The 18,071-nt window shown below is 65.8% G+C and carries 20 protein-coding genes and 1 pseudogene; 8 read left to right on the top strand and 13 right to left on the bottom strand.

Going from position 1 to position 18,071, the window contains the following annotated elements; all coding sequences use genetic code 11:
• The 3 genes and pseudogenes from AC1DZA_RS18790 to nhaA all read left to right on the top strand — a co-directional run.
• Positions 1-235 (top strand): transposase (locus AC1DZA_RS18790; protein ID WP_476773885.1); only part of this gene is annotated, 235 nt, incomplete at its 5' end.
• A gap of 4 nt (positions 236-239) precedes the next feature.
• Positions 240-563: pseudogene (locus AC1DZA_RS18795) on the top strand (transposase); the annotation flags it as partial.
• 150 nt (positions 564-713) lie between these two features.
• A complete protein-coding gene (nhaA, locus tag AC1DZA_RS18800; protein WP_476773886.1) occupies positions 714-1,922 on the top strand; it encodes a Na+/H+ antiporter NhaA in 1,209 nt (402 codons plus the stop codon).
• Between the two features lie 278 nt (positions 1,923-2,200).
• Here nhaA and AC1DZA_RS18805 read toward each other — a convergent pair whose 3' ends face one another.
• Positions 2,201-3,499 (bottom strand): IS256 family transposase, encoded by a 1,299-nt coding sequence (locus AC1DZA_RS18805; RefSeq protein WP_476773887.1) that lies wholly within the window; start codon positions 3,497-3,499, stop codon positions 2,201-2,203.
• A 97-nt stretch (positions 3,500-3,596) separates the two neighbouring features.
• Between AC1DZA_RS18805 and AC1DZA_RS18810 the strand changes: the two genes are divergently transcribed.
• Entirely contained in the window at positions 3,597-3,896 is a 300-nt protein-coding gene (locus AC1DZA_RS18810; protein WP_476773888.1) for a hypothetical protein, read from the top strand.
• A 299-nt stretch (positions 3,897-4,195) separates the two neighbouring features.
• Here AC1DZA_RS18810 and AC1DZA_RS18815 read toward each other — a convergent pair whose 3' ends face one another.
• Complete coding sequence (locus AC1DZA_RS18815) at positions 4,196-4,519, bottom strand: hypothetical protein (RefSeq protein ID WP_476773889.1); 324 nt, start codon at positions 4,517-4,519, stop codon at positions 4,196-4,198.
• Between the two features lie 198 nt (positions 4,520-4,717).
• Between AC1DZA_RS18815 and AC1DZA_RS18820 the strand changes: the two genes are divergently transcribed.
• Together AC1DZA_RS18820 and AC1DZA_RS18825 are read left to right on the top strand one after the other, a co-directional pair.
• On the top strand, positions 4,718-5,281 hold the full coding sequence (locus AC1DZA_RS18820) for a hypothetical protein (protein ID WP_476773890.1): 564 nt from the start codon (positions 4,718-4,720) through the stop codon (positions 5,279-5,281).
• A 16-nt stretch (positions 5,282-5,297) separates the two neighbouring features.
• A complete protein-coding gene (locus tag AC1DZA_RS18825; protein WP_476773891.1) occupies positions 5,298-6,071 on the top strand; it encodes a TIGR02391 family protein in 774 nt (257 codons plus the stop codon).
• Between the two features lie 48 nt (positions 6,072-6,119).
• Here the strand turns inward: AC1DZA_RS18825 and AC1DZA_RS18830 are convergent, their stop codons facing one another.
• Positions 6,120-6,587: a hypothetical protein gene (locus AC1DZA_RS18830; RefSeq protein ID WP_476773892.1), complete on the bottom strand. Its 468-nt coding sequence runs from the start codon at positions 6,585-6,587 to the stop codon at positions 6,120-6,122.
• Positions 6,588-6,766: 179 nt separating this feature from the next.
• On the opposite strand from AC1DZA_RS18830, the gene AC1DZA_RS18835 reads away from it, so the two are divergent.
• Positions 6,767-7,159 carry a hypothetical protein gene (locus tag AC1DZA_RS18835; RefSeq protein WP_476773893.1) on the top strand — a complete coding sequence of 131 codons (393 nt, stop codon included), beginning with the start codon at positions 6,767-6,769 and terminating at the stop codon, positions 7,157-7,159.
• Complete coding sequence (locus tag AC1DZA_RS18840; RefSeq protein ID WP_476773894.1) at positions 7,149-7,814, top strand: RES family NAD+ phosphorylase; 666 nt, start codon at positions 7,149-7,151, stop codon at positions 7,812-7,814. The genes AC1DZA_RS18835 and AC1DZA_RS18840 overlap by 11 nt, the downstream gene beginning before the upstream one ends.
• A 269-nt stretch (positions 7,815-8,083) precedes the next feature.
• Here the strand turns inward: AC1DZA_RS18840 and AC1DZA_RS18845 are convergent, their stop codons facing one another.
• The 10 genes from AC1DZA_RS18845 to AC1DZA_RS18890 all read right to left on the bottom strand — a co-directional run bounded on the left by AC1DZA_RS18845 (position 8,084) and on the right by AC1DZA_RS18890 (position 18,064).
• Complete coding sequence (locus AC1DZA_RS18845; RefSeq protein ID WP_476773895.1) at positions 8,084-8,323, bottom strand: hypothetical protein; 240 nt, start codon at positions 8,321-8,323, stop codon at positions 8,084-8,086.
• A 447-nt stretch (positions 8,324-8,770) separates the two neighbouring features.
• Positions 8,771-9,739 (bottom strand): hypothetical protein, encoded by a 969-nt coding sequence (locus AC1DZA_RS18850; protein WP_476773896.1) that lies wholly within the window; start codon positions 9,737-9,739, stop codon positions 8,771-8,773.
• Positions 9,736-10,005, bottom strand: a complete 270-nt coding sequence (locus AC1DZA_RS18855; protein WP_476773897.1) for a hypothetical protein — start codon at positions 10,003-10,005, stop codon at positions 9,736-9,738. Before AC1DZA_RS18855 ends, AC1DZA_RS18850 begins: the two co-directional genes overlap by 4 nt.
• Positions 10,006-10,046: 41 nt before the next feature.
• A complete protein-coding gene (locus AC1DZA_RS18860; protein ID WP_476773898.1) occupies positions 10,047-10,508 on the bottom strand; it encodes a DUF4913 domain-containing protein in 462 nt (153 codons plus the stop codon).
• Entirely contained in the window at positions 10,505-12,292 is a 1,788-nt protein-coding gene (locus AC1DZA_RS18865) for a type IV secretory system conjugative DNA transfer family protein (RefSeq protein ID WP_476773899.1), read from the bottom strand. The genes AC1DZA_RS18860 and AC1DZA_RS18865 overlap by 4 nt, the downstream gene beginning before the upstream one ends.
• On the bottom strand, positions 12,292-13,908 hold the full coding sequence (locus AC1DZA_RS18870; protein WP_476773900.1) for an ATP/GTP-binding protein: 1,617 nt from the start codon (positions 13,906-13,908) through the stop codon (positions 12,292-12,294). The genes AC1DZA_RS18865 and AC1DZA_RS18870 overlap by 1 nt, the downstream gene beginning before the upstream one ends.
• The gene (locus tag AC1DZA_RS18875) at positions 13,905-15,419 is read right to left on the bottom strand and encodes an SCO6880 family protein (protein ID WP_476773901.1); all 1,515 of its coding nucleotides are present in this window, start codon (positions 15,417-15,419) and stop codon (positions 13,905-13,907) included. The genes AC1DZA_RS18870 and AC1DZA_RS18875 overlap by 4 nt, the downstream gene beginning before the upstream one ends.
• A gap of 15 nt (positions 15,420-15,434) precedes the next feature.
• A complete protein-coding gene (locus AC1DZA_RS18880; RefSeq protein WP_476773902.1) occupies positions 15,435-17,012 on the bottom strand; it encodes a TrbL/VirB6 family protein in 1,578 nt (525 codons plus the stop codon).
• A gap of 1 nt (position 17,013) precedes the next feature.
• Positions 17,014-17,748: a DUF8175 domain-containg protein gene (locus AC1DZA_RS18885; RefSeq protein ID WP_476773903.1), complete on the bottom strand. Its 735-nt coding sequence runs from the start codon at positions 17,746-17,748 to the stop codon at positions 17,014-17,016.
• A 22-nt stretch (positions 17,749-17,770) separates the two neighbouring features.
• Complete coding sequence (locus AC1DZA_RS18890) at positions 17,771-18,064, bottom strand: hypothetical protein (protein WP_476773904.1); 294 nt, start codon at positions 18,062-18,064, stop codon at positions 17,771-17,773.
• Positions 18,065-18,071: the final 7 nt, after the last annotated feature.

The raw sequence follows: 18,071 nt of genomic DNA on the forward strand, positions 1-18,071 counted from the left end.
GACCGACCCCCGCAGCCCTTGGCAGCGCGGCACGAACGAAAACACCAACGGGCTGCTCCGGCAGTACTTCCCGAAGGGAACCGACCTCTCACGCTGGACCCCGGACGACCTCGCCGCCGTCGCCCACGCCCTCAACACCAGACCCCGCAAACGCCTCGGCTGGCGCACCCCGGCCGAGGCACTCGACGAGCACCTACACTTGCTGCAAACAAGCGGTGTTGCGACGACCAGTTGAATCCGCCCAATACACCGCRTTGCGCTTCACCGAGCAYYTSSASCTKGARGGCATCCGYCCMTCGATCGGRTCCGTCGGCGACGCGTACGAYAAYGCSCTCATGGAGACSATCAACGGSCTCTACAAAGCGGAGTGCATTCGCACCGATGTCTTCCACCCGGGCAGCTACCGCACGCTCGAGGACGTCGAGTACGCCACCGCAGCCTGGGTCGACTGGTACAACTCGAGGCGCCTGCACGGCTCCCTCGGCATGCTATCCCCAGCTGAGTTCGAGCAAGCCCACTACGCTGACACAGACCTTACGAGTGAGCTAACGAGCCACCCGTAAAACACCGGCCAGAAAGTCAGGACGGTTCATACCGATGCGGCCCAGCGTGTCTGCACGGCCTGATACTGAACGTGTCATAGACCGACAAGTAGCCGGTTGCGATGAGCGTACGGGAGTACCGGGTCGTTTAGCCCAGAGAAGAATGGGCCCATGAACGTCCTCCGCTCCGAACGATTCGCCGCCGCACTGCTCCTCGTGGCGGCCGTGCTCGGCCTCGTCATCGCCAACCTCCCGATCGGCCCCGCTGCGGTCGACCTGAAGAACGCGCACCTCGAGATCCCGTGGCTCCGACTCGACCTGTCGACGGGCCACTGGGTCAGCGACGGCCTGCTCGCGATCTTCTTCTTCATCGTCGCCGTCGAGCTCAAGCGCGAGCTCGTCATCGGCGAGCTGAACTCGCTGTCGAAGGCGCTGCTGCCCGCGATCGCCGCGATCGGCGGAGTGGTGGTTCCGGCCGTCATCTTCCTCGCCTTCGCGGCGGGCACCCCGACGGTCGACGGCTGGCCGATCCCAACGGCGACCGACATCGCGTTCGCGCTCGGCGTGCTCGCCGTCTTCGGACGATTCCTGCCCACCCGCGTGCGGGTGTTCCTGCTCGCGCTCGCCGTGCTCGACGACCTCATCGCGATCCTCATCATCGCGTTCTTCTTCACGACCGACGCCAACCTCGCCGCATTGGGCTTCGGCGTCATCGCCATCACGCTGTTCGGCATGGTCTCGAGGCTCATGAAGCCGCGATCGGGCTGGATCCTCTCGCGTCGGCCGCAGTGGCCGATCATGGCGCTGCTCATCGTGCTGGGCGTGCTCGCCTGGTACTTCGTCTACCAGTCCGGCGTGCACGCGACCATCGCGGGCGTGGCGCTGGGCCTCGTGATGGCTCGGCGTCCGGCCGGGCGCGCGGCGCACGCGCTCGAGCCATGGTCGAACGGCGTCATCCTGCCGCTGTTCGCCTTCACCGCGGCGATGGTGCCGGTGCCGCAGGTGTCGCCGAGCGAGCTCGATCCCGCGTTCTGGGGCATCCTGGTGGGCCTTCCGGTCGGCAAGGTCGTGGGCATCACCCTCGCCGGGCTCATCGGCGGACTCATCGCCCGCCCGAAGCCGGGCACCACGCCCCTCACGGTCGGCGACCTGCTGGTGGTGTCCGCGCTCGGCGGCATCGGCTTCACGGTCTCGCTGCTCATGAACGAGCTCGCGTTCGCCGGGCTCCCCGACGTGGCCGACGAGGGCACCCTCGCGGTGCTGCTCGGGTCGGGCATCGCGATCGTGCTGTCGGCGGYGTTCGTCACGATCCGCTCGCGGCAGTACCGGCGCCGGGGCGCGGCGTCGGGCGCCGGCGGCGGCGGCACCTTCGCGCACTGAACGTCGTCAACACCGACACGGGCCGCCGCCGTGGCGACTCGCACCGAAATCCAGCTCGAACCCGCCATTCCGACTCCCACTGGCAGCACCGACGCGGACCCCGGCGCGTTCAACGTGCCGAGATCGCGGCCCTGGTTACGTCCGGAAGTAGTCCCACCCGGACACCCACGCAAACCGCCACCAACTCCGGGTGCGAACGGGATACGGGTGAACCCCGCCGTAGACCGCAATGCTCGACGTCAACAGGGGGGCCTGTCCGGAATTCGGTGTAAACGGCGTTAGCCCTGCTCTCGGTTGAGTCCGGGGATGCGGTTCGCGAAGGTGGTCGCGAATGCGTTGGGTGCGGGCTTCCAGCGCATGGTCCACCGCTGCTGGCCTCGACCGGTCGGGTCCAGGCTACGAGTCACGAGGTACAGACACTTGAGCGCCGCGGCCTCGGTCGGGAAATGACCCCTCGCCTTGACCGCACGCCGGTACCGGGCGTTGAGCGACTCGATCGCATTCGTCGAGCACAGCACGGACCTGATCTCAGTCTGGTAATCGAGAAATGGCACGAGCTCGTCCCACGCGTTCCGCCAGAGCCGGATCAGCGTCGGGTACCGGTCGCCCCAGCTCTCCTCGAGCCGGTCCAACGCGTCGGCGGCCGCGGCCGCGTTCACGGCCTGGTAGATCGGCTTCAGATCCCGTTTCAGCCGGTCCCAGTGCTGCCGCGGCACGTACTTGAAGCTGTTCCGCAGCAGATGCACCACACAGGTCTGCACGATCGCCTCGGGCCAGACATGCTCGACCGACGCTGGCAGACCCTTCAGCCCGTCACAGACGAGGAAGAACACGTCGTTCACGCCCCGGTGACGCAGGTCTGTGAGCACGGCAAGCCAGAACTTCGACGACTCCCCGCCCCCGTCGCCGGCCCAGAGCCCGAGGACGTCCTTGTGGCCGTCCAAATCGACACTGATCGCGGCGTAGAGCGGCCGGTTCGCGACCTGCCCGTCCCTCACCTTCACGACCAGCGCATCGATGAACACCGCGGCGTACACCGATTCCAGGGGCCGGGTGAGCCAGGACTGCATCTCCTCCGTGACCCGATCCGTGATCCGCGACACCGTGTCCCTCGACACGGACGCCCCATAGATCTCCTCGAAATGCGCACTGACTTCGCCAGTGGTGAGGCCGCGGGCAGTCAACGACAGGATGATCTCATCCACCTGCCCCAAGCGGCGCTGGTGCTTGCGGACGATCACGGGCTCGAACGTGCCGTCACGGTCCCTGGGAACCTCGATCGTGACCGGCCCGACGGCGTCGGTGATCACGGTCTTCGGGCGGGTCACGTTCCTCGAGTTCCCGGTGTTGTGCCCGACCGGATCGTGCCGGTCATAGCCGAGGTGCTCGGCGAGCTCTTCATCCAGGGCGGTCTCGAGCACCGAACGAGTCAGCGCCCGCATCAAGCCCGGCGCGGACATCGACGCCCCCTGCTCCTTCGCCTGCCGAACCAGATCCCGGGCGAGCTCGAGCTCCTCAGTCGTCGAGCCCGTCGTGTCATGTACCGCTGTGTTCACAGCGTCCATCGTGTCGGTCATCATGACCTTCCCCGCGGACCCCACCAAGGGTCAGCGTGTCAGGCCATTTACACCGAAATTCCGACAGTCCCCAACAGGGCTCACCTGTATCACGCTCATGCCCGCAGTGGGCGCCCAGTCAGGTGTCGGTGGTGGTGAGGTGCTCGGCGTGGGAGAGGATGAGGAGTTTCGCGTTGGGGTGGGTGGTGAAACCGGCGTGTTGGTAAGCCCATCGGGCGGCGTGGGTGCGGAGGTCGTCGGTGATGGGCTGTCCGCTGGTGTCGGCCCAGGGGTGGTGGTCGGGCAGACGACGATCATCGCGTCGTCCATGATCTTCCCGAGTTCGCGGATCGTAGCGGTGCCGGTGATGTCGTCGGTGGCAATCGTGTCGATCACGATCAGGTTGATCCGGTGCTGACGGAGCTCCTCGAACGTGTCCTGGCCGAGCCAGGCGAGGAGGCCGTTCGCCGACCTCGAGGAGGTCTTGGGATCCGGTGTCGAGTTGGTTCAGGATCCCGGGACCCAGGTCAGGCCGTGGACGCAGGCGAACCAGACCGTGGCGAGCACAACGCCCGCGGTCTCCTGGTCGAGTGTGTCATCCCAGACGGTGTGTTCCAGGGTCGCGGTCCACCATTCCAGTTCCCCGGCCGTCCCAGTCATCAAGATCGATCTGCGCGGCCAGGTTCAGCCGCCGGCCAGGTGATGGGGGAGCAGCGGTCATGCCCGGATGCTGCTCCGGACCGGGAGTGGTGTCCGCGCGGGTGCGCCGGTCAGGGCATCGCCGTCCCGCGTAGCGACGGCGTCGGCGGCTTGGCGGGCGTGCTCGAGGTGCGCGTCGGGGTGTTCCAGGGTCCACGCCCAGATGCGGCGGAGCTCGTCGACGGCGGTCTCGGGGATCATGGTCCGTGTGGCGATCTGAGATACCCGCGCTGGCGTCAGTCCGGACGGCTCCGCGAGCCGGGCTTGTTTCACGCCGTGCATGGCCGCGATGGCGACGGAATGCCGTTGGTCCTCCTCGAGGTTGGCGGGCTGCAGCAGCAACGCCCGCCGAAGCTGGACTCAGGGTGTCGACGTCGGCGGCGAGCTGTTCTTGCAGGGGAGCCGTCCGACGTGCCGTGCGCACACTCGCCCGACAATCAAGCCCGCTAGATCAAGCCCAAGCAGACATAATCACCATTATCGGTCAATCATTTAGTTAAACGGTTTGACGATTCGACAGAACGGTTTTAGAGTGAGCGTATGAACAAGGTACAGCTGACCCAGTGGAACGAAGAATGGCTCGTCGACGTCGACGGGCAGGACCGCTTCGTCTACAAGCGCCTCACGGACGCGATCCGCCGGGCCAACGATGTCATCAGCCAGTCGACGCCCGCGAGGCAATTCCCCACTGTGTCGTGGGAGTTTACGGACGGCTTCATGAAGGAGGCTCTCGCGATCGCTCAGGAGCGCGCGGATCTCGCCCGGCGCGAAAAAGAGATGGCTGGGAAGACGAACGAGGCGATCGTCAAATTGGCCAAGGAAGGCCTGTCGAACAACGACATTGCTGCGGTTTTGGGGATCACGTCGGCTCGCGTCTCCCAGATCGTTCAGGACACCGCGGAGTGGCTGTGGGGAGCCGACGATCCGAACGGCGAGTTGCAGCTGGTGAAGCTCAGGTTTGGGAAGGGATGGCGGGCAGGCAAAGGCCGAGGGCCACTGCCACCCACCCTCGAGTACGGCGGAGAGACTTTCGTCCCTTCGGGTGGAGCCACTGCGATCGGCGGCCAGCCCTGGAAGCACACCTATGTGCCTAGGGAGAGCTGAGCGTGCGAGTGACACGTTGAAGATCGTCGTCGTGCTCGCCGACAGTCGCAGCGTCGAGTTGGGTGTACTCGTGCGCTCGACGGCGTCTGAGCTCGGCTGGCTCCTACTTCAAGCCATCGATGGGTCGGGCAAGAACGAATGGGGCGTCCCCAACCTGGCTGCGTACGCAACGAGCAGCATCCACCACAGCACTCGCGAGACGGATCGCCGAAATGCAGATTTCCGAGGGCTCATCGGCGAGCTCTTCGCGGATGCCTTCTCGTGGCTCATCTCCAACGGTTTGGTGGGGCCGGCCTCTGAAAACTCCGGTAGCGGTTCGGAATGGGTGATTACCACCGCGGGCAGGATTGCCCTTTTGAGAGGCTCCGCCGAGCATGTTCATGCCACTCGGAGGCTTCACGTTGATTTGCATCCAGACTTGGAGCGAACGGCACGCGTGAACTTTGAGCGAGGAGACTACGAAATTGCCGTCTTTGCCGCCATGAAAGCCGTGGAGGTCGCACTGCGGAGCGCAACCGGGGCTAGCGCGAGCACATACGGTGTTGATCTGGCGAAAGGGCTCCGACCTGGCGGTGGTTTCGAAATCGGCGCCGACGGGACGCCAGCCGAGGTCGAGGCATATCCAATGCTCTACCGAGGGGCCCTCGGCGCTTTCAAGAACCCCACTAGCCATCGCATCGTAGAGTTCGACGATCCCGTGGAGGCGGCCGATATCGTCCATCTTGCGGACCTTCTACTGCGCATCCTCGATCGTGAGCGCCGACGGCGCGGCCACGTTGTCGAAGAGTAGTAGCAGCGATGACGCGGTGACCACCCATGCGGTCCGGCACTGGATCGATCACCGGCGGTGGGCGGCGAGCAGAAGCCGCGCAACCTCCGGGGTCATCGAGTAGCGCTCACCGTCCCAATCCCAGACGTAGTGCCAAGTGCGGCCGCTAGGGGTGCGATAAACGGGCAGATGGGCGCGACGGATCGCTTTTCCCACTCCACCGAGAATGCCCGCGATGCCGGACTTGCCCTTGGGATGCTCCGCTGCCTCGGCGAGCTCCTCTGGTCGGAAGTATGCGGTCTGGTCATGAGCAGCCCGAATCAAGTAAAGGAGTACAGCGTGTCCCGGCAGAGAAATCTCATCCCACAGCCTCTGGGAGATGGCTGTCGCCTCGTCGGTCAGCACCCAACTCGGAACAGTTCCTGACGGCAGCCGAGTGGGTGCAGCGGGATCCGGAACGTCGGAGATGAACTCAGCGAAACGAAGGTAGAACTCCTCCACACGGCCTTCGCGGACATGGACGGTGATTGGGATCAATTTGGCTCCAAGATGGGTTGCAAGAGAGGTTAGACTCCACCAGTGTGGCATCTACCACTCATGCATTCAAGAGGCCTTCCAAGGTATCTTGATCATCGGACAAATCGCCAGACGTAACACCCGCCACGTAAACTGACGAAAACTGGTCAAAAGGCGAGACTTGGGCATATGCTGAAGACATGACTGATCTCGCGGTTCGCCCGCCCCGTCGCGTTCGGCAGGACGCCCATCGAGCCGCCGTAGCAACGACGGACACTGCCCAGCTCGTCGGCGAGCTGCAAGGCGTGCTCGGTCAGGCGTTGATCGCGGTGCTGACGGGCCGAGACGTGCGGTCGGTAGCGCGCTGGACAGCAGAGGAGCCGACACGGCCCCCATTGGAGACAGAACGACTGCTTCGGGACACGCTGCAGGTGCAGCGCCTGCTCCTGTCAGTAGACGGGTCAGACGTGGTGCGTGCATGGTTCATGGGGATGAATCCGCAGCTGGATGACTTCGCACCAATCGAGGCGCTTGCCGAGGGGCGAGCACGGGATGTGATGGCCGCAGCGCGGGCATTCGCGAATGCCGGCTGAGCTCGCTCTCGTCGACCCGCCCTCCCTGCTTTGGCGAGTGGAGCGCGTCGATCCAGCACTCAGATTTTCCCGCATCAATGCCGTCGACGCCGCCCAAGATCGGGCCGGAAATCGCTTCGACGTACCCGGTGCCGGCGTCCTATATGGTGCGACACAACCGCAGGGCGCGTACGCCGAGACGCTCGCTGGATTCCGCCCCTCTGCAACGCTCGCAGCCAGGCTCGCATCGATCGGAGAAGCTGTCCCAAGCGGTGAAATTCCGGTGTCGTGGCGCCCAGCACGTCGCTTGCGGTCGTTCACGCCGGTCGACGCACTTCCCTTCGTGGATATCGAGGCGCCGAGCTCGCATACCTACCTCACGCAGCATGCCGCGGATGTGCTGCTGGCGAATGGAATGCAGCAGCTGGACGTGGCGGCCGTTCGTGGACCGAGCCGTCGCCTCACGCGCGGGCTTGCTTCCTGGTTGTACAGCCGAACCGATGAGCACGGAGCGGCTCGATACGGCGGGATTCGCTACATCTCCAGACTCGGCGACCACGAGTGCTGGGCAATCTTCGACGGCACCGACGTGCGCCTCATCAATGACCTTTCGATAGCCGCGACTGATACGGCACTCTGCGAGATCGCATCCATTTTCGCGCTTCACATCCAATGACGTACTGCTGGGGATGGAGGAGCCATCGACCTGCCCGCCTCATCTAGTCGAGGGGATCCGGAAGGTACTCGGTGACTTCGATGGGAAACTCCGCCGGCACCGAAATGCCAGCAGAGTTGACTTCGTTTCCCGGCATGCTCATCGAGCGAAGGTAGCCGATGCGTCGACGGCGCCCTGGGCGTTATGCACACCCCATGCCCTAAACCGTCAGAACGATGCGGCATTGGTGAGGAGTGAGGGATTGCCCGGTTCCTCACTCCTCACCGGGACTAGGAGAAGGGCAGGTACGGCAACAGCGGCGTGACCGCCACCGCGAGGGCAGCACACGCCGCCACGAATGCCGCCGCTCCCGCGAACGCGTGGCCGACCGCCTTGGTGAGGCTCGTCACCGCCCGCGTTCCGACGATGATCGGACCATCCGCGCGATGCTTGGGCTCCGGAGAGCGCTTGCGCGAGGACTTGCCGTCCTGCTTGGATTTGCGGGTACTATCAATATTGGTATCTGACAAGTTGATCCTCCGGGATCGGTTTGGGCCTCGGCTGCAACCGAGGTAAATGGATACTTCGTGTCGAGAGCTCGCCTTTGTGCGAGCTCTCACCTTTTAGGCTCCCAGTCCCCGCAACGTTTCGTGGGACTGTTCGCCGTAGGCGGACCTTGACCTCTTCGACACTGCTGTCGAATTGGTTATTCGCCTGCTCAGATTCTACCGTCCGTGCCCGACGTGGGGGCCGGTTGTCGCTTGTAGCTCACGGCCGACAGCAATCGAAGTCGCTAACCGCTGAAAACCTCCGAGAGCGGCGAAACCCCCTACTTGCTGGAATCCCCGGGCAACGGCGAAGCTTCCGGCCTTGCTGTAGACCGGAAGCGTTGACGCATTGTGCTAGTCACAAATGAGCTCATTTGTAACTAGGTATCGGCGTCGAAGTACATGACGAGCGCCTTGATCTCTGCTGACTCAGCGCTCCGCACCCGCGCCACGGGAGCGCTGCTCGAGGCGTGTAGCAGAGCCAGCAGCTGTCTTCGCAGCTGCACCACCAGGCTTCAGAGGAGCCATACCGCCATATGCCAGACGCACCGCCTCGAGCGCGCGTCGGTGTACTTCGGCATCCGCGTTGAGCGGGTCCTTCCCACGTGCCTGGCGCGCGCGGGAGTCGAGCTCGATGTCGTCGCGCAGCTCGCGGCCGTGCTTGTCGATGTGAGCCTGTATTGCAGCGCGGAACTCGGCGCGACGGCGGATGAGCGTCGAGTATTGTGCCCAGCCCTGAACGAGGTCGGGCGCCAGGTCGCCTTCGCTGACTCGGCGAAGTTCTGCCCGGCTTCGAGCACGGCTGAAGAAGCTCTCCGCCTCCGCGACGTTCGCTCGCCGCTCGGCAGTGAGGGTTCGGCGGAGCCGCCGTGGTGGGAGGCCGGCGGACTGCAGTCGCCGCTCGAGTGCTCGCTTCTCTGCTGTCTGGGCGCGGTACTTCTCACGCTGTTCGGGCGTGGGCTTGCGCCTCCCAGTTGTCTGCTTGCTGAACCACTTCTCCTGATCGCGGCGCCGCGTTTCTCGCGCCTTCTCGGGGTCGCGTAGCTCGCGCTCTTGTCTGCGCGCTTGGATGGCATCTTTGTTGCGGTGGTAGTACTCGCGCTGTGCCGCGCGGTACTTCTCCGGATGTTGTGCCTTGTACCGTTCGCGCTGTTCCTGCCGCTTCTGAGGGTTGGCCTTTGCCCACTCCCCCGCCCGCTCGACCGCCTTTTTCCGTTGCTCCTCGGCTGCCTTCTCTTTCTGGTAAACGTCACGCATGTGATTGCGATTCTTCTCGCGAATGACTTCGCGATTCCGTTCGCGGTACTCGGCGTAGTAGCCTGGGTGAGCCTCATTCCAGGCGCGACGACGCGCCCGTTGCCGCGCCAGACGCTCCTCTTCGGGAAGGGGCTGGTTCACTGCTCGGCGGACTCCGGGTCAACCAATTCAGTGAGTGCGGCGAAGACATCCTCGCGGTACTCCGACGGGTCGATGATGGCTCGGCCGATCAGCAGTCGCAGCTCGTCTCGCTGATCGTCCGCAAGGCCATCGAGGGGCTCCAGGCAGAAGTCAATGTCGTCGCTGAGCTGGTAGTCCGGTTCGTCGACGTGGATCTGGGGGTAGTAGAGGAAAGCGAGCATCGAAACTCGCTGGAGGGCGTCGTCGACGTCGCCACGGTCAGTCATCTGCGTTCCTGTCGCTTCGGTATGGGTTGATGGATTGTGGCTCAGCCGGCCTGAGCACGCACGTCAGGGAATAGACCTTCCGGCGGTGCCGTGTACGGCAGCGGTTCGCCGGGCTCGTTCTGAGACTTCGAGGCCATGAACGGTCCTTGCGGGTCCAGCAGCATCCGCATGTGGTGGTCGGCGTGGTCGCGCCACCAGACGGATGCCCCGGTCACGCCGTCGAGGCGCAGGTGCTCCCACGCACGCCAGAGCGCGTCGAGCCGGCTCACGGCCTCGGGGCAGCTCCACCAGTCGGCCGCCCACCGGTGCGGGGCTTGGGGGCCGACGAGTCGGCGGTAGGAGGTGACCAGTTTCTCGCGCACGAACTCGTCGACTGACCCGTAGTACGTCTGCGGCACATCCTCGTCGACGGCCGGGTCATGGGTGAGCGGCTGCGCGTCGACGTCGACGGCGTGCTGCTCGAGCTCGGTAGCCTCGTCTTCGTCCCATTCGGCGATGCTCATGCTTCAACCTCCACAGTGCTATCGGCGGCGTGCGGCTTCGGCGCCGCCGGCGCTGGCGCCAATTCGGGGTCGTGGTTCGCGATTGACGCGGCGATCGCGTTCTTGTGCTCGCCGGTCCAGTAGGGACGAGTCTCGATCATCGTGGCCGGGGCGCCCGACGTGAACACGATGCCGCGCCCGGTGGGCAGAGCAGCGAGCTGCGAGGGGTCGAGGATCCGGTCTCGGCGCAGCTGGTGGCTCGTCGAGCGCACGCCCTTGTTGTACGAGACAGACGCCGTTTCCATGTCGTAATCGCCGATGAGCTCAGAGAGCTCGCGCAGGAACTCGGCTTCGCTGACCCCACCGAGGTAGACCTTCGTATTCGATGCGCTCCACAGCTTCCGCATGCCCTCGCGGCCGAACACTTCCACGCCCTGGGACCAGGACTGGAACAGCGACATGATCGGGATGCCACGCGATCCGAAGTGCGAGTACAGATCGGGCAGGTTCCTCCACCGGCACACGTTCGCGGCCTCGTCGAGGATGCCGAGCAGCGGCACCGTAAGGCGGCCGCCGCGTTGCCGCGTCGCGAGTTCTTCGGCGGCTTCGATCGTCGCCGCGGTGAGGGCGGTGACGAGCGGGCCGGCCGAGCCCTGCCCTTCCTTCGAGAGCGAGTACAGCGTGCCGGTGCCAGCCCGTACGAACGCATCCGGGTCGAACTGCGGGCGGCGGTCCCCAAGCAGGTTCCCGCCGATTGGGCTGACCCACTTCGAGATGCCCGAGTTCGTCAGGCAGGCCGCCATCTGGCGGGCGGTGCCGTACACGCCGTCGCGCTGCTTCTCTGTGAGGGTGGCGGAGCCGCGGAGCCGCTGCGACAGCAGCTCATAGCCGTGCTGGCGAAGCGTCGTCGACGGCTCGAGGTCGAGGGGATCCGTGAGCCAGGTGTAGACCTGCAGAATCGGCTTGTTGCCGAGCGCCCCGGCGAGCAGCATGTCGGCCAGGAGGTTCTGCCCCTCCGAGTCGAAGTAGTTGTCCGTGGTGCTCCCGGCCGAGCGGGTGCCGGATGCGAAGTGCTGGGCGAGCTTGGCTGCGCGGGTGTCGTCGGCGACGTAGCTCAGCGGGTTCCACCACCAGGTCGCTTCCTCGAGCGCGACGCCCTGCGGGTCGAAGACCCACACTTCTCCGACGGTGGCCCGAGGATCCCGGGTCGCGTCGAGCACGTCCCGCTTGTTCGACGTCGTGACGACCGCGCCGGGCGCGGCCATGATCGCGGGGATGACGAGCGCGGTCGACTTACCGACGCGGGGGCCGGCGACGCCGATCATCATCCACTCCCAGAGGGAGTAGATCATCTGCCGCGACTTCACCGTGACGCCGATCGGGACGCCCGGCGTCGCGACGCCGAGTCGCTTAGCGGATGCCTCAGCACCCTTGCGGGTGATATCGGCGAGGTCGCGTCCGCCGGCGAGGTAGCGAGCTGCACCGTCGACGCGCGAGCGCTTCGAGCTCGAGCGGGCGGCCGCCCAGCCGAACAGGCCAGCGACCGCGAGGACGACGCCGCCGCTAACAGCCGCGAGCCAGGTAGCGGCTGTGGGCCACACGACGGTGCCCTTGCGTAGCCCGTTCAGCACCTCGAACGGGTCTGCCGGCAGATCCGGGTTCGCGCTACTCAGCCTCGAGCCGAAGGTGATCGCGCCCCAGAGGACGCCGACGACGGCGAACACCAACAGGAGCAGCACGAGCAGCGCAATCGTGCTCGTGTTCGTGCGCCCCGGCTCGGTGCGGCGGTTCGCCTGCCCGGCCATCAGACGGCCTCTGCCCGGATAGGGCTGACGGGCGCTAGGCCGTCGTCGACTCGGCCGACTCGGGATTGCTCGTGCCAGAGCTGGTTCGTGTCATTCAGCGCCCGCTCGGATTCAGTGAGCTCGACCCGGACAGGGATACCAGGCCGGCCGCCGACCTTGATGATGAACATTCCGCGGCCCGGCGGCTCTGCCTCGCGGCCAGTCTTCGGATCCCACGAAGGTGGGTCCTGCCATGAGCCGAGAAGTTCCTGCTCAGCTCTGGAGAGCGGTACAGCGGAAGTGAGCAACGGCATCTCGGCGCCCGGAAGGCCGCCGGCGACGACCATTCCTGCCCGTTCGACGAAGCCCTTGGCCTTCATGCGGTCCTCCTCGGTCGGGAGGGCGAGCAAGTCGCTCATCGTGTGCGACACCATGGCCATGCCAACGCCCTTGGAGCGGTTGAGGCGAGTGAGCGCGTCCACGCGGTCGACGAGGCCACGCCCAGCGCGAAGTGCACGCCACAGCTCGTCGAGGATGACGAAGTAGTGTCGCCGCGGCTCGAGGCCGGCGTCCGCCAGCGCGTTCGCCACGTTGACCGTGCCGAACCCAGATGACCAGCAGGCGAGGAGGATTGCCGCCTGCAGGTCGGTGTCGGCGTCGTCGATGCTCGACACGTCGTAGACCACCACTCGATCGCGCCGCATCGGCACGTCGGTCGGGTGGGCGAACGTCTCGCCGAGGCGGCCGCCCGAGGTGAGGCTGATGAGTGATGCCTCGAGGTTCTCGGTGATCTGCTTGTACCGGGTATCGTCACCGCGGTCGAGCGCAACCGCGCGGACCTCGTCCGGGCCTTCCTGCACAACGCGGAGCAGATCGCCGAGCACCGGCACGCCGTCGTAGTGTGCGTCGAGCCACTTGAGTGCACGGTCGATGATGGACTCTTCGCGATCGGTCGGCGGCTCCTTGCGGAGGATCGTCAGCAGCGCGGCGACCATCGTGTGACGGCGGCCGTGGGCGTCGGCTTCAACCTGGCCGGCGAGCTTACCGTAGCCGGCCTCGCGCAGGCGGTTGGCCGCCGCCTTTGCCTCGCCTGGATCGAGGATGTTCAGGTGGCCGCGGCCACGGCCGAGCGTGATCACCTGGCCGTCAAGACCTTCCTTGCCGATGAGATCCACATAGTCGGGCTTCAAATCGCCGAGCACGAGCGGGATCGCACCGAATCCCGAGAGACCGAGGGCCATCCGGCGAATGATCGTCGACTTGCCGAGTCCCGGCAGCCCGAGCACGAACACTGACGGGTTGCTGATGAGCTTTGCGACTTGGAACCAGGAGATCGGGTCGGCGCAGACGGTCGCGTTCGTGAAGAGGTGTCTCCCGAGCGGCACACCGACCATGGGCGTGCCGGAACCGACCGAGTAGGGGAATAGGCCGCACACCTGAACGGTCGTGCCACGCCACTCGTCGGCGGGCGAGAGCACCGCCGACTCTCCCCTGCCGCGACCAAACCAGCCGCGAGGGCCGGGGCGCTTGACCGCCGTGCGGCGCAGAGTCCGCTGCTCATGCTCTTCTGACTGGCGCTGCACCCGAGAGGCGCTGCGGCCCTTCTTACGAGGGCGGAGAGGGATCGGATCGCTCACAGCTGCTCCTTCACCTGAGTGGGCACGCGCAGATGCTTCGGCACGACGATGCCGAGCGGCAGCGCGGCGGCGAATGCGGAATCCTGCGAGCCATACACCGGACGCAGGCGGATTCGGGCGGTGGCCGAGAGGTTATCGATCGTTGCTCGAGCATCAGCCAACGTGCTCGGGTCCGTGACCGTCGCGGTAATGAGCATGCCGAAGTTCACCAGGCCCGCTCCGCTTGCCTCCTCATTCGCTGTCGCGAACGCGGCGCGCGTTTCGACCAATGTCCGAGCACTCGGCTTGTCTGTCGAGCTCAGATTGAAGCTCGCGGCCCGCACATCCGACTCGACGATGCCCGCAGCTCGTGCAGCGTCAATCGGCCGGTAGAGAAGCGTGATCCGCTTGCGTGCGATATCGCGGTGCGGTGCAAGAAGGCGGGTGAGAATGCTCGACTGCACGTTGCCCCGCGGAGCGCTGCTCATCATCCACGTGCTCGACACGCCCGAGTCGTGCCGGTACGTGTCCCAGCGCGCTTCAGCGGCCGCAGGGCCAACCTCAGGCCAAGAAAGCTCAGGCGGTTCGCCCGCGGCGTTCGCCTGGTCGATCAGCGGAGCCACCTTCGGGTCGTACGCGATACGCACGACCTCGCAGATTTCCTGAGCGCTCAACGGACGGGCAGCGCCGGCACCCGTCGAGGCCAGGCCCTGGGTCAGGCCCGGCAGGCGGGTCGCGAGCTCGCGAGCCATCTCGTCTGTTGTCCGCTTCTTGCTGCCCGCTCGGGCAGCAGCGCTGAACGTGATTGATACGTAGGCCTTCACTGTCGCGGAACCGGCCGGGTAGGTGTCGATGACCTCGCTGAGCACGGACCGAGCGAGGTCGGGTGCGTCCGGGTCGATGCGCGTCGCGACGGCCTGACGAAGGCGGGTGCCGGTGTCCGGTGCCGTCTCGATCGTCACGGCAGCAGCCTCGATGCCGGGCTCGTCGCCGAGGTTGGCGAGCCAGAGGCCCCAGTCCGCGACCCAGGCGTCGATCTGCTCGCGGTCGACGAGTGCGGCGCCGTCCGGCTCGGTGCCGATCACGACGGTGTAGTGGCCGGCGAAGGGAACGTAGATCAGAGCAAACGGGCGGTTGTAGCTGTCGCGGTGCTCGGAGAGCCGCGAGGGTGCCGCAAGGCCTGGCAGTTGGAACGTGCCCCACTCGGCGCGGCCGAGCGGGCCGGAACGGTACAGGTTGGACCCGTTCTGGCGGGTGTTCCACCAGCCGACTCGGGTCGCAGCACGGGCGAGTGCGCTCTGCCCGTGCTTGTCCTTGATGGTCACGGCCATCAGGAAGACGGCGAAGATGAGCGCCGTGAGGAACGCGACGAAGAGCGTCGAGAACATCACCATCATCACGGACAGCACTGCCCCAGCGAACAGAATGCCAGTGCCGATCGAACCGAGGCCAAGCAGGCCCGCCGTCTTCGGGCGAGTCCAGTTGCCGTAGGTGCGAGGAGCGGCCTCGCCCGTCTGCATCGAAACGCTCACGATCGTCTCCCCTTCCTACGCCCCGCTGGGGCCGGCCGACTCTTCGGCCGCCGAACGAATGGCACCGGCAGCTGCCTGACCGGCTTCCTTGGCTTTCTGCGCCACTTGCATGCCGACCGCGACACCAGCGCCGACCGGACCCGCAGCCGCGCCGCCAGCTGCTACGCCACCGCCAGCCGCCGTCCCGCCACCAGCGGCCGCTCCCCCGCTGCCACCGGCCGCGGCGCCCTTGGCGGCGACGCGGGTCGCGGGCGCGGGGCTACCCCCTGTCCGACCGCCACCACCCTGACCCGCGCCGCCAGGCGCGGCCGACGGGCCACCGGCAGCAACGGATCCGGGGTTACCTCCGCTCGAGGCGCGTCGAATGGCTCCCGATGCCATCTCGCCGCCTACCGCGGCGCCGGCAGCGCCCATTGCTAGAGCGGCCGTGCCTCCGCCACCGATCGCCGCCGTCATCGGCGCCACGAAGCGGAGCAACGCCGGGAGCGCCAGTAGTGCGATGAGCATAAGGGCGAGGCCGGTCAAGATGTCCCAGATGCCGCCGCCATCGGCGCGGAACACATCAGCGCCGGACAGCTGGAATGCAGCCGCATAGATGAGCGCGGCGGCTGGCTTGTAGAGAATGAACGCGATCGTCCAGCCGATCGTCTTCTTGAACCAGGACCGACCCATCTCCGTGTTCGTGAAGCTCGCAGTGATGGGAAGAATGCCGGCAAGGATGACGAGCATCCCGCCACGAATGACCATCAGTGCAACTTGCACGTAGGTCATCAGGAGGGCGATCGAGCCGAGGATCAGCACACCGATGAGTCCGATCGGCGAGCTCGCGGCGAGGCCAACGATCGAGCCAACCGTCGTGCCGAAGCAGGTCGACTCTCCGTCGACAGGAGCCACGGTGACGTCGCAGTCGGTGGAGGAGTTCAGGACCCACACAGAGAACGCATCGGCAGCGCTCACCGCCAGTGCGATGACGGTCAGGCCGGCCCCAGAGACGACTACAAGGGTAAGAAGCGACTGCAGCAGGTCCTTGCCCGGCTGCGCCCGCTGCTCCCAGGCCATCTTCACGCCGGCGAGGATCACGGACAACACCGCCAGCCCACCGACGTAGTACCAAAGAGAGTTCTGCAGGAACGTCACGGTGGACGAGGAGCCTCCTGGCGCGACCGTCGGGAGAAGCGCCGACAGCCCGGCCGAGGCGCCCGAGATGAGCAGCACGGCGACGAGGACTACGCCCAGCTTGCCGAGATGCGCTTCGCCCTCACCACGGCGGCGTCGAATTCCGATCATCGCGCCGAGGCCAACCAACGAAAGAACACAGATGATCAGAGCGAGCCACGTCACGTAGCCCAAGATCACGGTGAAGTTCTCAGAGAGGGGCGGTGCCTCGCTCGCGGCCGAACCATTGCCCCCTGTCAGGATCGGCGTCGGGACGACGACCCACAGACTGCCGAGGCTTGCTAGAGCCTTACCCCAACCCTCCATGACCTGGTTGACGAGCTCCCGAAGGCTGTCGTTGGCAGCTGCTGAGACAATGTTCCCGACACCCTCGCTCAGGCAGCCACCTGGATTGGTGATCCAGTTGCATTCGGCCATTTCAAACGCCGGCCCACGGGATGTAGCCGCCGAGGTTCGGAAGCTGCGAGGGAGCGAATGGCGGTTGGCCGTCATCATTGATGACGACTCTCCAGTCCCCGTCGTACCAGCGAAGGACGACGGGGTAGCTCACCAGGGCTCCATCTTCAGATGTGATGGACCATGCCACATCGATCACCGCCTCGTCCGCCGAGTACGAGTTGACCTTGAAGCCTGCAACTTGAAGCCGCGCGCTCGAGGGTGTGCCGCTCTCGGCGCCGGCTCCGAGAGCAATGTCGACGCCGGGTCCCGGTACGAAGAGTTCGGGCATCCGGTCCGAGTTGCGGCTGTCGGATCCGAGCGCGATGTAGTTGACTGCAGCGAACAACGCTCCTTCGCCGGTGTGGGCGAAGCATGACCGGAATCCGTCGACTACATTGCCGGGGCCAGCCCCATCCGGAGCTGTAGGTGCAGCCACCGTTCCAACCAACTCCCAGTCACTTTCTGGTGCAGTCGCAAGACTCGCCTCCTCTTCGTAACCGGCGAGGCCGCAAACGCTCATGTCCTCCGCCGCGATGCTGGACGCGGTCGGTGCTGCTGTAGGTGTGGGCACGGGCGTTGGGTCACTGCCACCTCCGGTGATGGCAGCGGTGATAGCTACAACGGCCGCGAGGCCGATGGCTCCCACGCCGATGGCAGCGAAGAGGAAGCCCCGCTTTGCAAACGGGCTCTTCGGCTCAGTCGACTCGTCGCTCATTCGCCCTCCTCCGGTTGAGTTCTTATGCGCCGGCCAGCGCGCCGACGATGAACGCGGCAGCGCCGATCAGCAGGACGCCGACCAGAATGCCGACGAAGAGCTTCAGGTGCTCACCGCCCTCACCGCGGCGGCTGTTGAACATGAAGATGACACCGAGACCGACGAGGGCGAGGATTCCGGCGATGAGGCCGGCCCACTTGGCCCAACCGAGAATCGTCGTTACCCCCTCGAAGCCGGGGATCGGCTGAGGCTCGGGGTTGGGCAGGTCGGCCGGGAGTGCCGCAATCGCGGTCACCAGCTCGATCATCGCAGACATAGGGATG

It is taken from the genome of Agromyces sp. P2_B3 (assembly GCF_056404815.1).

Excerpts from the sequence above, each read along its gene's own strand:
- AC1DZA_RS18805 (WP_476773887.1), bottom strand. The coding sequence starts at position 3,499 with ATGACCGACACGATGGACGCTGTGAACACAGCGGTACATGACACGACG.
- AC1DZA_RS18810 (WP_476773888.1), top strand. The coding sequence starts at position 3,597 with ATGCCCGCAGTGGGCGCCCAGTCAGGTGTCGGTGGTGGTGAGGTGCTC.
- AC1DZA_RS18820 (WP_476773890.1), top strand. The coding sequence starts at position 4,718 with ATGAACAAGGTACAGCTGACCCAGTGGAACGAAGAATGGCTCGTCGAC.
- AC1DZA_RS18835 (WP_476773893.1), top strand. The coding sequence starts at position 6,767 with ATGACTGATCTCGCGGTTCGCCCGCCCCGTCGCGTTCGGCAGGACGCC.
- AC1DZA_RS18840 (WP_476773894.1), top strand. The coding sequence starts at position 7,149 with ATGCCGGCTGAGCTCGCTCTCGTCGACCCGCCCTCCCTGCTTTGGCGA.
- AC1DZA_RS18855 (WP_476773897.1), bottom strand. The coding sequence starts at position 10,005 with ATGACTGACCGTGGCGACGTCGACGACGCCCTCCAGCGAGTTTCGATG.
- AC1DZA_RS18860 (WP_476773898.1), bottom strand. The coding sequence starts at position 10,508 with ATGAGCATCGCCGAATGGGACGAAGACGAGGCTACCGAGCTCGAGCAG.
- AC1DZA_RS18865 (WP_476773899.1), bottom strand. The coding sequence starts at position 12,292 with ATGGCCGGGCAGGCGAACCGCCGCACCGAGCCGGGGCGCACGAACACG.
- AC1DZA_RS18880 (WP_476773902.1), bottom strand. The coding sequence starts at position 17,012 with ATGGCCGAATGCAACTGGATCACCAATCCAGGTGGCTGCCTGAGCGAG.
- AC1DZA_RS18885 (WP_476773903.1), bottom strand. The coding sequence starts at position 17,748 with ATGAGCGACGAGTCGACTGAGCCGAAGAGCCCGTTTGCAAAGCGGGGC.
- AC1DZA_RS18890 (WP_476773904.1), bottom strand. The coding sequence starts at position 18,064 with ATGTCTGCGATGATCGAGCTGGTGACCGCGATTGCGGCACTCCCGGCC.